Source organism: Stenotrophomonas maltophilia group sp. P373, from assembly GCF_053295075.1.
The window spans coordinates 2,787,267-2,802,169 of sequence record NZ_CM129994.1 but is presented as its reverse complement, the minus strand read 5'-3'; the positions used below and the strand labels follow the sequence as shown (position 1 = coordinate 2,802,169).

At 65.8% G+C, this 14,903-nt stretch carries 10 protein-coding genes; 3 read left to right on the top strand and 7 right to left on the bottom strand.

From position 1 onward, the window contains the following. Nucleotides 1–115 precede the first annotated feature (115 nt). Nucleotides 116–1,543, top strand: coding sequence for an acyltransferase family protein (locus ACSYHF_RS13045; RefSeq protein WP_447575711.1), 1,428 nt, complete (start codon nt 116–118; stop codon nt 1,541–1,543). Nucleotides 1,544–1,555: 12 nt separating this feature from the next. On the opposite strand, the gene ACSYHF_RS13040 is transcribed toward ACSYHF_RS13045, so the two are convergent. From ACSYHF_RS13040 to ACSYHF_RS13025, 4 genes are all read right to left on the bottom strand, one after another. After that, nucleotides 1,556–2,740: an MFS transporter gene (locus tag ACSYHF_RS13040; RefSeq protein ID WP_095379099.1), complete on the bottom strand. Its 1,185-nt coding sequence runs from the start codon at nt 2,738–2,740 to the stop codon at nt 1,556–1,558. Nucleotides 2,741–2,826: 86 nt separating this feature from the next. Then, on the bottom strand, nt 2,827–5,511 hold the full coding sequence (gene metH, locus ACSYHF_RS13035; RefSeq protein ID WP_447575710.1) for a methionine synthase: 2,685 nt from the start codon (nt 5,509–5,511) through the stop codon (nt 2,827–2,829). A 57-nt stretch (nt 5,512–5,568) separates the two neighbouring features. Further along, complete coding sequence (locus tag ACSYHF_RS13030) at nt 5,569–6,660, bottom strand: homocysteine S-methyltransferase family protein (protein ID WP_262233489.1); 1,092 nt, start codon at nt 6,658–6,660, stop codon at nt 5,569–5,571. A gap of 13 nt (nt 6,661–6,673) precedes the next feature. Continuing rightward, nucleotides 6,674–7,603, bottom strand: a complete 930-nt coding sequence (locus ACSYHF_RS13025; RefSeq protein WP_049465810.1) for an ArsR/SmtB family transcription factor — start codon at nt 7,601–7,603, stop codon at nt 6,674–6,676. 152 nt (nt 7,604–7,755) lie between these two features. Here ACSYHF_RS13025 and ACSYHF_RS13020 point away from each other — a divergent pair, with 152 nt between their 5' ends. Continuing rightward, on the top strand, nt 7,756–8,904 hold the full coding sequence (locus tag ACSYHF_RS13020; RefSeq protein ID WP_005417433.1) for an acyl-CoA dehydrogenase family protein: 1,149 nt from the start codon (nt 7,756–7,758) through the stop codon (nt 8,902–8,904). 122 nt (nt 8,905–9,026) lie between these two features. Then, on the top strand, nt 9,027–9,425 hold the full coding sequence (locus ACSYHF_RS13015; RefSeq protein ID WP_229766042.1) for a hypothetical protein: 399 nt from the start codon (nt 9,027–9,029) through the stop codon (nt 9,423–9,425). 152 nt (nt 9,426–9,577) lie between these two features. On the opposite strand, the gene ACSYHF_RS13010 is transcribed toward ACSYHF_RS13015, so the two are convergent. The 3 genes from ACSYHF_RS13010 to ACSYHF_RS13000 are packed head-to-tail and all read right to left on the bottom strand — an operon-like array spanning nt 9,578 to nt 14,691. Continuing rightward, nucleotides 9,578–12,751 (bottom strand): multidrug efflux RND transporter permease subunit, encoded by a 3,174-nt coding sequence (locus ACSYHF_RS13010; RefSeq protein ID WP_005417430.1) that lies wholly within the window; start codon nt 12,749–12,751, stop codon nt 9,578–9,580. A 15-nt stretch (nt 12,752–12,766) separates the two neighbouring features. Next, the gene (locus tag ACSYHF_RS13005; RefSeq protein WP_069139730.1) at nt 12,767–14,035 is read right to left on the bottom strand and encodes an efflux RND transporter periplasmic adaptor subunit; all 1,269 of its coding nucleotides are present in this window, start codon (nt 14,033–14,035) and stop codon (nt 12,767–12,769) included. Beyond that, the gene (locus ACSYHF_RS13000) at nt 14,035–14,691 is read right to left on the bottom strand and encodes a TetR/AcrR family transcriptional regulator (RefSeq protein ID WP_005417420.1); all 657 of its coding nucleotides are present in this window, start codon (nt 14,689–14,691) and stop codon (nt 14,035–14,037) included. Before ACSYHF_RS13000 ends, ACSYHF_RS13005 begins: the two co-directional genes overlap by 1 nt. Between the last annotated feature and the right edge of the window lie 212 nt (nt 14,692–14,903).

The following is a 14,903-nucleotide window of genomic DNA, read 5'->3' as shown; positions in this document are numbered from 1 at the left end:
AGCATGGCATCGCTGCTGCACGCTGCTGCACGCTGCGGTGCTGGGTCTGCGCGAGGCGCCGCCATCGTGGGCGTTCTACGCCACCAGCACCCGTCTCTGGCAACTGGGGGTGGGCGTGCTGTTGTTCCAGCTGCTGCACGTGCGGCAATCGCTGGACCCGGCAACCAGTCAGGCACTGAAGCGCGCTGCGCCGGTGTTTTCCCTGCTGGCCATGATGGCGCTGGCCCTGCTGGGGTGGGCGCTATGGTCCTCGCGTGCCGGGCGCTCGCCGTGGCCTGACGGCCTGCTGCCGGCCTTCGCCACCGCGGGCCTGCTCTGGGCGCTGCATCACCATCCGCAGGCATGGGTGGCGCGCCTGTTGGCCAGCGCTCCGATGCGCCGCATCGGTCTGCTTTCGTACTCGCTGTATCTGTGGCACTGGCCGGTGTTCGTGCTGATGCGCTGGACCGTGGGCCTGCAGACACCCTGGCAGATGATCGCTGCGATGGTGCTGGTACTGGTGCTGTCATGGGCGTCGTGGCGCTGGGTGGAACAGCCGTTCCGCGGCACGTTGGCGCAGCGCCTGCGCCCCGGGCGTTGGGTGCTGGCCGGCGCGGTCGTACTGCTGTGCGCCGCCGGTATCCAGGCATTGCTCTATCAGCAGGCGCCACGACTGTCGCTGAGTACCGTCAGCCGGCATCCGGCCGATTGGTACCCCAATGGCAAGAGCGTGGCTGGCGATTATCCCAATTGCGCTCTGCTGGCTGCCAAGCATCGTTTCGAAGGCGGCAGTGCGCGGACCTTTGCCCGTGGAAACTGCGACCGCCCGACGCCGGCCGGCGCGCCGAAGCGGGTGTTTGTTGCCGGTGATTCGCATGCGATGGCTTACATCGAGCTGCTGCAGCGGCTGGCGCTGGAAACCGGCTCGGAGGTCTCCCTCTATGGCCGCGGCGGATGCCCGCAGGTGAGCCTGCAGAAGTGGCGTGGGGCGGGTGCCGGTTGCGCTGATTTCGATGCCGCGGTGTTCGCCGATATCGCGCGGCGCGCGCAGCCGGGCGATGCCGTGGTGCTGGTGTCGCTGCGGATGCCGCGCCTGTCCGATCAGTTCGTGCTGTTCGATGCGCGGGCGCAGCTGGCGGGCGAACTGACAGCGGAGGCCGCGGCAGGGCGTGAGGCCGAAGCGGTCGAGGCGATCAAGCAGTGGAAGCCACTGGCCGAGCGCGGTGTGCGCATCGTGCTGGAGGCGCCCAAGCCGGTGCTGCCGGCGCCGCCCTATCGCTGCTCGGACCGATTCAATTCGCGCAACGAAGTCTGCCGCAATGGCCTGGACAGCACGCGCGAGGCGATGGAAGCGCTGCGTGCGCCGATGCTGGGCAGCCTGCGGCAGGTGGTTGATGGACTGCCCGGTGGCGTGCTGTGGGACCCGATGCCGGTGCTGTGCGACGACGCGCTATGTCCCGCGCAGCGCGATGGCCGCCCGCTGTTCTTCGATGGCGATCATCTCAGCGCGCATGGCAACCGCGTGCTGCTGCCATCGCTGCAGCAGGTGTTGCTGCAGCGCTGAATCGGAGCGTTGTCAGTGTGCGCCGTGGGTCCGGCGCGCGCGTATCAGCGGCAGGCTCAGCGCGAAGAAGCAGAGCAGGGCGCCAATCAGGGCGAAGCCGCTGCCGGCCAGGAACGCGGTGCGGCCGTCGTCGATCTTCCACAGTTGGCCGGCAATGAGCGCGCCCAGCACACCGCCGACACCGGACGAAAAGCCGTACAGCAGTCCTTGGCCGTGGCCGTTGAGACGACCGGGGAAGTAGGTCGCCAGCATCTGCATCGCTGCAGCGAAGAACGCGGCAAAGCCCAGCGCGTGCGCGGTCTGCGCCAGCAGCATCACCGGCAGGTTCTCCGGGAACAGTGCGGTCACGGCCCAGCGCAGGCAGGAACTGACCAGCGCGATCAGCAGCATCCAGCTGGCGTCGTAGCGGCGGAAGAAGCGGCCGATGGTGAAGAACACGCCCACTTCGAAGACCACGCCGATGGTCCACAGCAGGCCAAGGGTGGAGGTACGGTAGCCGTGATGGTCCATGTAGACCGAAAAGAACGTGTAGTACGGGCCGAACGACAGCTGTTCCATGAAGGCGGCCAGGAAGAACGCCAGCACCGGCGGTCGGCGCACGATCTGCCAGAAGCCGCTGGTGTCACCCGCAGTCTTGCCGATGCCGCGCGCGTAGTGGTTGCTGAAGGCCGAGGCAACCAGCAGCACGAACAGGGGCAGCATCATCCACGGCAACAATCCGGCGTGGTTGCCGGCGCCATCGCCTTCGATCAGCCAGCCGAACAAGGTGACCACGGCGATGAAGCCGAGCGAACCCCAGACCCGGATCAACCCGTAACGGTGGCTGTCGTTGCCCAGGTGGGTGAGGGTGATCGACTCGAACTGCGGCATCACCGCGTTGTAGAAGAAGCAGAACACGATCATCGCCGGGTACATCCACGGCTGCGGCAGTGGCAGCAGGAAGCCAGCGAAGCTGAGCAGGGTCAGCACGCAGCCGACGCGCAGCAGGCGGATCGGCCGCGGTGATGCGGCCGCCAGCGAGGTCCAGGTACTGGGTGCGATCACGCGGGTGGCGTACCACAGGCCCATCATCACGCTGATCGCGGTCACGCTCATGCCGCGCGCGGTCAGGAACAGGCTCCAGTACGGCGTGAACGCGCCGAGCGCCGCGTAGTAGAACAGGTAGAAACTTGAGAGGCGGGCAACGGGAACGGTCATCGCCGAATGATGAAGCAAAAAAGGGGACGGAGGGGATTAAGTCGCTAATGCACAAACGACTTAATCCCCTCCGTCCCCTTTTTGTGTCATTCGGGGTCGTAGTCGAGGTTGGAGGCCAGCCAGCGTTCGGCCTGGGCGCGGTCCACGCCCTTGCGCCGGGCATAGTCGGTGACCTGTTCGCGGCTGAGCCGCCCGACCACGAAGTACTGGCTCTGCGGATGGCTGAAGTAGTAGCCCGAGACAGCGGCCGTGGGCAGCATCGCGAAGCTCTCGGTCAGTTCCATGCCCGCGTTCTTCTCAGCCTGCAGCAGGTCGAACAGGCGGCGCTTCTCGCTGTGCTCGGGGCAGGCCGGGTAGCCCGGTGCCGGACGGATGCCGCGGTACTGCTCGTCGATCAGGGCCTCGTTGTCCAGCGTCTCGGCGCGGTCGTAGCCCCAGAATTCGGTACGCACGCGCTGGTGCAGGCGCTCGGCCAGCGCCTCGGCGAAGCGGTCGGCCAGTGCTTTCAGCAGGATCGCGTTGTAATCGTCATGCTCGGCCTCGAAGCGCGCGACGTGGGCGTCGATGCCGATGCCGGCGGTGACAGCGAACGCGCCGATCCAGTCCTGCTTTCTGCTGTCGGCCGGTGCAATGAAATCGGCCAGGCAGAAATCCGGGCGTTCGGCTGGCTTGTCCACCTGCTGGCGAAGGAAGTGCAGGGTGGTTTCGCCCTGTGCGTGCTGCACGCGGACGTCGTCGCCGATGCTGTTGGCCGGCCACAGGCCGAACACGGCCTTGGCCGTCAGCCACTTCTCGCCGACGATGCGCTCGAGCATCGCACGGGCATCCTTGTACAGCTCGCTGGCCTGGGTACCGACGATCTCGTCGGTGAGGATCGCCGGGAACTTGCCGGCCAGCTCCCAGGCCTGGAAGAACGGCGTCCAGTCGATGTAGTCGACCAGTTCGGCCAGGGGATAGTCGTCGAACACGTGCAGGCCGGGCTGATTCGGTGTCGGTGGAGTGTAGTTGTCCCAGCCGCCATGGAATTTCTGCGCGCGCGCATGTTCCAGCGTGACCAGGCGCTTGGCGTCGCCCCGGTTGCGGTGGCGTGCGCGGATTTCGGCATAGTCGGCTTCGTTGGCGGCAACGAAGGCCTCGCGCAGATCACGCGAGATCAGCGACTGCGCCACGCCAACCGCGCGCGACGCATCCTTCACCCACACTGTCGGCGCCTTGTAGTGCGGGTCGATCTTCAGCGCGGTATGCGCACGCGAAGTGGTCGCGCCCCCGATCAGCAGCGGCAGGTCGAAGCCCTGGCGCTCCATCTCGCGGGCGACGTGGCTCATCTCCTCCAGGGACGGGGTGATCAGCCCGGACAGGCCGATCAGGTCTGCGTTGTGCTCGCGGGCAGCATCGAGGATCTTCTGCGCCGGCACCATCACGCCGAGGTCGACCACGTCGAAGTTGTTGCAGGCCAGTACGACGCCGACGATGTTCTTGCCGATGTCATGCACATCGCCCTTCACCGTGGCCATGATGATCTTGCCGTTGCTCTTGGCGGTGTCACCGCTGCGCGCCTTTTCCGCTTCGATGTAAGGCAGCAGGTAGGCCACGGCCTTCTTCATCACGCGCGCGGATTTCACCACCTGTGGCAGGAACATCTTGCCGGCGCCGAACAGGTCGCCGACGATGTTCATGCCGTCCATAAGCGGTCCTTCGATCACGTCCAGCGGGCGGCTGGAGGCCTGCCTGGCCAGTTCGGTGTCTTCCTCGACGAAGGCATCCAGGCCGTGTACCAGGGCATGTGCCAAGCGCTGTGCCACCGGCTTGTCGCGCCAGGCCAGATCTTCGGTCTTCGCCGCGCCCTTCTTGCCCTTGTAGCGCTCGGCGATCTCCAGCAGGCGCTCGGTGGCATCGCTTCGGCGGTTGAGGATCACGTCCTCGACACGCTCGCGCAGGTCCGGCTCCAGTTCGTCGTAGATCGGCATCGCGCCGGCGTTGACGATGCCCATGTCCATGCCGGCGGCGATCGCGTGGTACAGGAACACCGAATGGATGGCCTGGCGCACGGTTTCGTTGCCTCGGAACGAGAACGAGACGTTGGAGACGCCGCCGGAGACATGGCAGTGCGGAAGGGTCTGCTTGATGATGCGGGTGGCTTCGATGAAGTCCACCGCGTAGTTGTCGTGCTCTTCAATGCCGGTGGCGACGGCGAAGATGTTCGGGTCGAAGATGATGTCCTGCGGCGGGAAGCCGATCTCGTCGACCAGGATGCGGTAGGCGCGTGTGCAGATCTCGACCTTGCGCGCACAGGTGTCTGCCTGCCCGGCCTCGTCAAACGCCATCACCACTGCCGCGGCACCATAGCGCAGCACCTTGCGCGCGTGCTCGCGGAACAGCGCTTCGCCTTCCTTCAGCGAGATCGAGTTGACCACGCTCTTGCCCTGCAGGCATTTCAGGCCGGCCTCGATCACGCTCCACTTGGACGAGTCGACCATCACCGGGATGCGCGCGATGTCCGGCTCGGACATGATCAGGTTGAGGTAGCGCGTCATCGCCGCTTCCGAATCGATCAGGCCCTCATCCATGTTGACGTCGAGGATCTGCGCGCCGCTGGCTACCTGCTGGCGGGCCACGTCCACCGCCTCCTCGTAGCGGCCTTCCTTGATCAGCTTGCGGAACTGCGCGCTGCCGGTGACGTTGGTGCGTTCGCCGACATTGATGAACAGCAGGTCCGGGGTGATGACCAGAGGTTCCAGGCCGGACAGGCGGGTAGGGCGGACAGGCGTCATGGCAGGCGTCGGCTCAACAGCAGTAGGGCGGGAAGTGCGGGACGGTGGCGGCAACGTTCATGCGGCCTGCTCCCGGGTGCCGGGCAGTGCGCGCGGCGGCAGTCCGGCCACGGCATTGGCAATCGCACGGATATGCTCGGGGGTGGAGCCACAGCAGCCGCCGACCAGGTTCAACAGGCCATCCTCGGCGAAGCCGCGCAGGGTGGTGGCCATCTCTTCAGGGGTTTCGTCGTACTCGCCGAACGCGTTGGGTAGGCCTGCATTGGGGTGGGCGCTGACGTAACAGTCGGCGACCTGCGAGAGGGTTTCCACATGCGGGCGCATCGCATCGGCGCCCAGCGCGCAGTTCAAGCCGATCGACAACGGTCGGGCGTGGGCGAGCGATGCGTGGAAGGCCTCGGTGGTCTGCCCGGACAGGGTGCGACCGGAAGCGTCGGTGATGGTGCCGGAGATCATCACCGGCAGCCGCCCGCCGCGCGCATCGAACGCTTCCTCCAGCGCATACAGCGCGGCCTTGGCGTTGAGCGTGTCGAAGATGGTCTCGACCATCAGGGTATCGGCGCCGCCGTCGATCAGGCCCTCGATGGCTTCGCGGTAGGTGTCGCGCAGCTCGTCAAAGCTGGTATTGCGGAAGCCGGGATCGTTGACGTCGGGGCTGATCGAAGCGGTGCGGCTGGTCGGGCCGATCACCCCGATCACGAAGCGCGGCTTGCCCGGAGTGGTTGCGGCCACTGCATCACAGCACGTGCGCGCGACCGCAGCGCCGGCCTTGTTCAACTCGTACACCAGGTGCTCGAGGTGGTAGTCGGCCTGGCTGACCGAGGTTGCATTGAAGGTGTTGGTTTCGACCAGGTCCGCACCGGCCTCGAGGTAGGCGGTGTGGATATCGGCGACGATCTGCGGCCGGGTCAGCAGCAGCAGATCGTTGTTGCCCTTCAGGTCATGGCCTTCCGGTGTGGCGTGATCACAGCCGGAGCCATGCAGATGGTCATAGCCACCGGCGAAGCGTTCGCCACGGTAATCGTCTTCCTGCAGGCCGTGGCGCTGGATCATCGTGCCCATCGCACCATCGATGATCAGGATCCGCTCGCGCAGGGCGTCGAGCAGGGCGTTGGCACGATCTGGATGCAACCAGGGCAGGGCGGGCATGGCGGTCTCGGGCTCAGGGCTTGTTGGCGATCAGCGAAATCACTTCGAAGTGCGGCGGACGCTTCTCGCGGGTGACCGTCTCCAGGCTGGACACCTGCAGGCCGGCCTTGTCGACGAACCTGCGCAGTTCCTTGTCGCTGAAGCCGAGGTTGACGTGGCCATAGGCCTCCACGGCCGCCTTGTGCTCGTGCCGGGCCAGGCTGCACAGCAGCAGGCGGCCACCCGGTCGCAGTACGCGCGCGGCTTCGGTCACTGCCTGCGCCGGTTTGCTGGCGTAGGTCAACGCGTGCATCAGCACGACCAGATCGAAGCTGCTGTCCTTGAACGGCAGGGCATGCATGTCGCCCTCGCGCACTTCCACGTTGGGCAGGCGGCGCAGGCGTTCACTGGCGGCGGCAACCACGCGCGCGCTGGTGTCGATGCAGATGTAGCGCTTGGCATGCGGGGCAACCAGTTCGGCCAGCACGCCATCACCAGAGGCGATATCCAGCACGTCGCCGGTCTCAAGCAGCGGCAGCGCGGTGCGGGCCAGCGCTTCCCACGTGCGCCCCGGCGAGTAGTGGCGTTCCATGTCGCCGGCCACGCTGTCGGCCCAGTTCTGGTCGGAGGCGCGGTGGGCCAGCACGGCGGCCACGCGTTCAGCGTCCTGGCGCAGCAGCGGGTCATCGCTTCCGTTGCTCAAGGCATGCCACAATGCACGCTGCGCGGGGTCCAGCTGGGCCTCGTCGAAGCGGTAGTAGGCCGACACGCCGGCACGGCGGTCGCGGACCAGGCCGGCTTCCTTCAGGCGTGCCAGGTGGGTGGACACGCGCGGCTGCGCCAGCCGGGTGATCGCCGACAGTTCGGCCACGGTCAGTTCCTCCTGCTCCAGCAGCGCCAGCAGGCGCACGCGAGTGGCATCGGCGAACACCTTCAGGCGGGTCGACCAGTCTTCCAGATCCATAAACATCTACCTATCGCGATATAGAGATATATTCGCTGAAGGGGCTGTCGCGGTCAAGTCGCCAGCGTACGGAAACTGCCGGGCCCCGGTACAATCGGAGCACCTGGGCGCGCCGTATGCGGCCCATAACTTCATGTACCCGGGAGGGTGTTGTGGATTTCAGCTTTACCGAAGAGCAGTTGATGCTGCAGGACGTTGCGCGGCGCATCGCGCAGGAGAAGATCGCCCCCAGTGCGGAGCATCATGACCGCACCGGCGAGTTCCCGCTGGACAACATCCGCCTGCTGGGCGAGAACGGCCTGATGGGCATTGAAGTGCCGACCGAATACGGCGGTGCGGGCATGGACCCGGTTGCGTACGTGCTGGCGATGGTGGAGGTCGCCGCCGCCGACGCAGCCCATTCGACCATCATGTCGGTCAACAATTCGCTGTTCTGCAACGGCATCCTGACCCACGGTACCGAGCAGCAGAAGCAGACCTACGTACGTGCCATCGCCGAAGGCACGGCCATCGGCGCGTTCGCGCTGACCGAGCCGCAGTCCGGTTCCGATGCCACCGCCATGCGCTGCCGCGCGGTGAAGCAGGCCGACGGCACCTTCGTCATCAATGGCAAGAAGAGCTGGATCACCTCCGGTCCGGTGGCCAAGTACATCGTGCTGTTCGCGATGAGCGAGCCGGACAAGGCCGCGCGCGGCATCACCGCCTTCATCATCGATACCGACAAGGCCGGTTTCGGTCGTGGCAAGACCGAGCCCAAGCTGGGCATCCGCGCCTCGGCCACCTGCGAGATCGAGTTCAACGACTACGTGGCGCAGGCCGAAGACGTGCTGGGCCAGGAAGGCGAGGGATTCAAGATCGCCATGAGCGTGCTCGATGCCGGTCGCATCGGCATCGCTTCGCAGGCCATCGGCATCGCCCGTGCCGCCTATGAAGCGACGATTGAATACGTCAAGGAGCGCAAGGCATTCGGCGCGGCCATCGGTACCTTCCAGATGACCCAGGCCAAGATTGCCGACATGAAGTGCAAGCTGGACGCAGCGCTGCTGCTGACCCTGCGCGCGGCGTGGGTGAAGGGCCAGGGCAAGCGCTTCAGCAATGAGGCTGCCATTGCCAAGCTGACCGCCTCTGAGGCGGCGATGTGGATTACCCACCAGGCGGTGCAGATCCACGGCGGCATGGGGTATTCCAAGGAAATGCCGCTGGAGCGCTACTTCCGTGATGCCAAGATCACCGAGATCTACGAAGGTACTTCGGAGATCCAGCGCCTGGTGATCGCCCGCAACGAAACCGGGCTGCGCTGAGTCGCAGGGCCGCGCCGCCGCAATGGCGGCGCGGCGGTAGGTCCACGCCACGCGTGGATGCGCTGTTCTCTGGCCGTCTGTAGAGCCGAGCCCATGCTCGGCTCCGGTACAAGCAGCCGAGCATGGGCTCGGCTCTACAGAGCGGCAACCTGCGCATCGCCATACATTTCATTCTGCGGCGCCCTCCCAAAGCCCCGCTACAATGCAGGCCGTTTTTTTCATGGGTCTGCACGATGATCTATCGCGGTTGGGGAATCATGACGCTGGTGACGCCGATTGCAGCGATCCTGCTGCTGGCGTACTTCTTTCCGCATGACGGCCCCAAGGGCAATACTCCGCTGTCACAGGTTCTGTTGGGCGCAGGCCTCGGCGCAGCGGTGAACGTGGTGCTGGGCCTGTGGCTCAACCGTGCGCCGCGGCAGAAGGGGGAGGCCGCGCCCCACCATTTCTTCTTCGTACCCATGCAGTGGGCCTCGCTGATTCTGGTGGCGGTGTGCGCCGTGGTCGCGGTGATGCGCTGAGGCGTTGCCCGAACAGCGCCAACCCAGGTTGACGGATATCGGCCATGCCGTTGTTCCGGTAGATGCCAACCTGGGTTGGCATGAATTCAATTGTGGCAATAAAAAGGCCCCGGATCGCTCCGGGGCCTTCTCGTTCTCAGCGCAGCACCGGATCAACGATCCGGACGATGTGCGGCATCCGCATCGCGCTGGCGTTCCATGAACTCCTTGGACGGTTCGTCCAGCTTGTCGCCCAGCATGCGGCGCACGACCACGAAGAACACCGGGATCATCAGCAGGCCGAGCAGGGTGGCGAACAGCATGCCGCCGATCACGCCGGTACCGATGGCGTGGCGGGAGTTGGCGCCGGCACCGGTGGAGATCGCCATCGGGATCACGCCCATGATGAACGCGAACGAGGTCATCAGGATCGGGCGGAAACGCAGGCGCGCCGCTTCGATGGTGGCATCACGCAGGTTCTTGCCTGCTGCGCGCTGCTCCACCGCGAACTCCACGATCAGGATCGCGTTCTTCGCCGCCAGGCCGATCACGGTGATCAGGCCGATCTTGAAGAACAGATCGTTGGGCAGGCCGCGCAGCATCGACAGGCCGAGGGCACCCAGCACACCCAGCGGCACCACCAGCAGCACCGCCACCGGGATCGACCAGCTTTCATACAGGGCGGCAAGGCACAGGAACACCACCACGATGGACAGCACCAGCAGCAGGGTCGCAGCGTTGCCGGCCAGGATTTCCTGGTAGGACATGCCCGACCAGTCGTAGCCGAAGCCGGCCGGCAGGTCGTCGTTGACGATGCCTTCCATGGTCTGCATCGCCTCACCCGAGCTGGTGCCCGGTGCCTGCGAACCGACGATGTTGATCGCCGAGTAGCCGTTGTAGCGGCTCAGCGACGGCGGCGCCGACACCCATTCGGACTTGACCACCGTGTTCAACGGGATCATCGCGTTGGTGCCATCGGCGTTCTGGGTCAGACTGGACGGGCTGTAGAAGCTCTTCAGCGATTCCTGGCCAGTGCGGTACGGACCATCGGCCTGCATGGTCACGCGCTTGATGCGGCCTTCGTAGAAGAAGTCGTTGACGTACACCGGGGCCAGCATCAGCTGGATGGTGCTGTACACGTCCGACACCGACATGCCCATCGACTGCGCCTGCACACGGTCCACGTGCAGCTGCAGCTGCGGCGCGTTTTCCAGGCCGTTGGGGCGCACGCCAACCAGGTGGTCCGGCTTCTGCGCGGCCTGGCCGAGCAGGATGTTGCGGGCCTGGGTCAACTGTTCGTAGCCGGCACCGCTACGGTCCTGCAGCCACATGTCAAAGCCACCGAACTGGCCGAGGCCCTGCACGGTGGGCAGGTTGACCACGAAAATCTGCGCTTCCTTGATGCCGTAGAACGCGCCGTTCATGTTCTGGATGAACTCGGGCGCGGTGAACTTGCGTTCCTCCCACGGCTTCAGGCGGATGAAGCCCATGCCCACGTTCTCGCCGGAACCGACGAAGCTGAAGCCGGCCACCTGCAGCATGCCTTCATAGCCATCCTGCTTTTCCAGGATGCCACGCATCTGCGCGAACACTTCGTTGGTCTGGCCCTTGGTCGAGCCCGGCGGCAGCTGCACGATCGCCAGCGCATAGCCCTGGTCCTCTTCCGGCAGGAAGCTGCCCGGCATGCGGGTGAACAGGAAGCCGCACAGCGCGGTCAGCACCACGAATAGGATCATCCAGCGCGGCGCATGGCGCACCGCCGAGGTGATGTGCCCCACGTAGGTGTGGCTGATCTTGTCGTAGTACTTGTTGAAGGTGCGGTAGACGATGTTCGGGTTGTCGTTGTGCGTCGGCTTGAGGAAGGTCGCGCACAGCGCCGGGGTGAAGCCCAGCGCCAGGAACGCCGAGAACGCCATCGAGATGGCGATGGTCAGCGCGAACTGCTTGTAGATCTCGCCGGCAGCACCGCCCTGCAGGGCGGAGGGGATGAACACCGCGGCCAGCACGACGGTGATCGCCACCACCGCGCCGGTGATCTGGGTCATCGCCTTCTGCGTGGCCGGCTTCGGCGCCAGGCCCTCCTCGGTCATGATGCGTTCGACGTTCTCGATCACCACGATCGCGTCGTCGACCACGATGCCGATCGCCAGCACCATCGCGAACAGCGTCAGCTGGTTGATCGTGAAGCCGATCATCCACATGCCCAGGAAGGTACCGAGCAGCGCCACCGGGATGACCAGGGTCGGGATCAGCGTGGCGCGGAAGTTCTGCAGGAAGATCAGCATCACCAGGAACACCAGGAGCACTGCTTCAAACAGTGTCTTGACCACTTCCTGGATCGAGATCTTGACGAAGGTGGTGCTGTCGTACGGCGAGAACCAGGTGACGCCGGCCGGGAAGCTGGGCTGCAGCTCGTCCATCTTGGCGCGCACCGCTTCGGCCACGTTCAGGGCGTTGGCGCCCGGCAGCAGCTGGATGGCGAAGGCGCCGGTCGGCTTGCCGTTGTACTGGGTGTCGAAGCCGTAGTTGTTGGCACCGAAGGCGACGCGGGCGATGTCCTTCAGCAGCACGCGCGAGCCATCAGCGTTGGCACGCAGGATGATGTTCTCGAATTCCTGCGGCGAGCTGAAGCGGCCTTCGGCCGAGACCGTGGCGGTGAAGTGCTGGCCTTCCGGCGACGGATCCGAACCCAGCGCGCCGGCGGCGAACTGCACGTTCTGCGCACGCACCGCGGCCAGTACCTGGCTGGCCGACAGGCCGTAGCCCTGCATCTTTTCCGGGTTCAGCCAGATGTTCATGGCGTACTCGGAACCAAACTGCTGGGTGCTGCCGACGCCGGGGATGCGCGAGACCTGGTCGAGCACGCGCGAGCCCACGATGTCGTTCAGCGCGTCACGGTTGATGGTCGGGGTATCGGACTGCAGCGCCACCACCATCAGGAAGCCGGCGTTGGCCTTGGCCACCACCACGCCCTGCTGGGTGACTTCCGAAGGCAGGCGTGGCGTGGCCAGCGAGACCTTGTTCTGCACCTGCACCTGGGCGATGTCCGGATCGGTACCGGTCTCGAAGGTCAGGGTGATCTGTGCACGGCCGTTGGAGGCGGACGAGGAGCTGAAGTACAGCAGGTGATCGATGCCGGTCAGCTGCTGCTCGATCACCTGGGTGACCGACTTTTCCGTGGTATCGGCGCTGGCGCCCGGATAGGTCGCCGAGACGGTGACCTGCGGCGGGGCGATGTTGGGATAGGACTCCACGCCCAGGTTGAGGATCGCGATCACGCCGCTGAGCGAGATCAGGATCGCAACCACCCAGGCGAAGACTGGATGTTCGATGAAAAATTTAGGCATGACGGAAGGTTCCCGTTACTGCTTGTTCGAATCGGTGGCGGCCGGCTTGGCCGCATCGGCCTGCTCGGGCTTGGCCGCGTCGGCCGGTGCCTTGCCTGCAGCCGGTGCAGCGCCCGCCGGGGCGGCGCCGCCTGCGGCCGGCTTGCCGTTGGCGTCCTGGCCAGGGGTCCACGGCTTGGCCACCGCCGGTGCACCTTCCTTGACCTTCTGCACGCCGGCCACGATCACCTTGTCACCGGCGGCCAGGCCGTCGCTGACCAGCCAGTTGCCGTTCTGCGCGCCATCGGTCTTCACGTTCTTGCGCACGACCTTGCCGTCGGCGCCGACCACCATCACGTAGCCGCCGGTGGTATCGCGCAGCAGGGCCTGCTGCGGCACCAGGAAGGCGTTGTTGCGCTCGCCCAGGTTGGCCTGGAAGCTGACGAAGGCGCCCGGCAGCAGGATCTGCTGCGGGTTCGGCAGCAGCGCGCGCAACGACACGGCGCCGGTGGCCGGGTCGACCGTGGTCGAGGAGAAGTCCAGCGTGCCCGGCTCACCATAGGTGGTGCCGTCGGCGAGCTTGACGTTGACCGTGGCCTTGCCGTCGCCGGACAGCGCCAGCGCGCCCTTGGCCTGCTGCGCGCGCAGCTGGGTCAGCTCGTCCACGCTCAACGAGAAGTTGACGTACAGCGGGTCGAGCTGGTCGACGGTGGTCAGCAGGGTCACATCGCCCTGGCCCACCAGCGCGCCCTCGGTGACCTGCTGCTTGTTGGCCACGCCACTGATCGGCGCGGTCACTTCGGCATAGCCCAGGTTGATCCGCGAGGAGGTCACTGCCGCTTCGGCCTGTTTGACCGCGGCCAGCGCGGTGCGCTCGGCCGATTCGGCGTTGTCCAGGTCGGACTTGGAGACGAACTGCTGCGGGGCCAGCGAGCGTGCGCGGTCGGCGGCGACCTTGGCGTTGGCGTAGGTCGCGCGGGCCGAGGCCAGCTGGGCCTCGGAGGCGTTGAGCGAGGCTCGCAGCGGCGCCGGGTCGATCAGGAACAGGGTCTGGCCCTGCTTGACCTGCGAGCCTTCCTGGTAGACGCGCTTGAGCAGCACGCCGGGCACGCGTGCGCGGACGTCGGCGCTGCGGAACGGCGACAGGCGGCCGACCAGTTCGCGCTGCAGCGGCAGGGTCTGCGGCTTGGCGTCGATCACGCCCACCTCCGGCGGCGGGGGCGTCTGCTGTTCCGGCTTCTTGCAGGCAGCCAGCGCGACAGCAACGGCGCACGTCAAGGCAAGGGTGCGGAGTGGGGCGGTCATCAGGAGGAACTCCGGGGTTGGTTTGTAGACGGGGCCGGCGACGGCTGAGGCGCGAAGGCGCGCAGGAAGCTGTCGACGGAGAACTCTGCCCAGCGCCGACGCAAGAGCGCGTCATCACGGTGGGGGGTATGGAAGCGCTGTTTGTCGAAATCCTGACCGGCGATCATGCTCAGCAGCAGTTCGGCCATGAAGTGCGGGTCGTCATGCCGGAGCTGGCCCTGCATGCAAACGGTTTCAATCCATTCAGCAAGATGAAGCGACAACGCGCCGGCACCATGCCGGTACAGCGTACGCGCCTCTTCGGGAAACTGGGCCGCCTCGGCCGCGATCAGCCGGCAGGCCTGCCCTACGTGCGGTTGGTTGAAATGCTCCAGGAAGTCGGTGGCGAACTGGAGCAGGCTGGCACGCAGGTCGTCACTGCGGAGTGCACGAACCATGGCCCCGGTGGCGTGGCCGACGTGGCGCTGCATTACCCGGCGCAGCAGTTGCTGCTTGCTGCCATAGCGCGAGTAGAGGGTCTGCTTGGAACAGCCGGCATGCTGGGCCACCGCGTCCATGCTCATCTGGATGCCCTGCTGGGCCAGCAGTTCGCGCACGGCATCGAACACGCGCTCATCGCGTGCGTCGAGGGCAACGGGGAGGTAGGCCGGGTTCACGCGGTGGACTATACCGTCCAGTTCAGGATTGTGGAATCGAATCGGCGTCGCCGCGTGTGTCTTCCAGTAACACGCTTTGCCGATCCTGTCGGCAGTGCTGAAGCAGGCGCCCGCTCCATACCGGAGCGAACTGAATAGGCGTCTAAACCGCAGCAAACCCGAATCTGCTTATTCCGTCCTGCAGCAAGGCCTTTTCGTGCGGTAGGGCTACA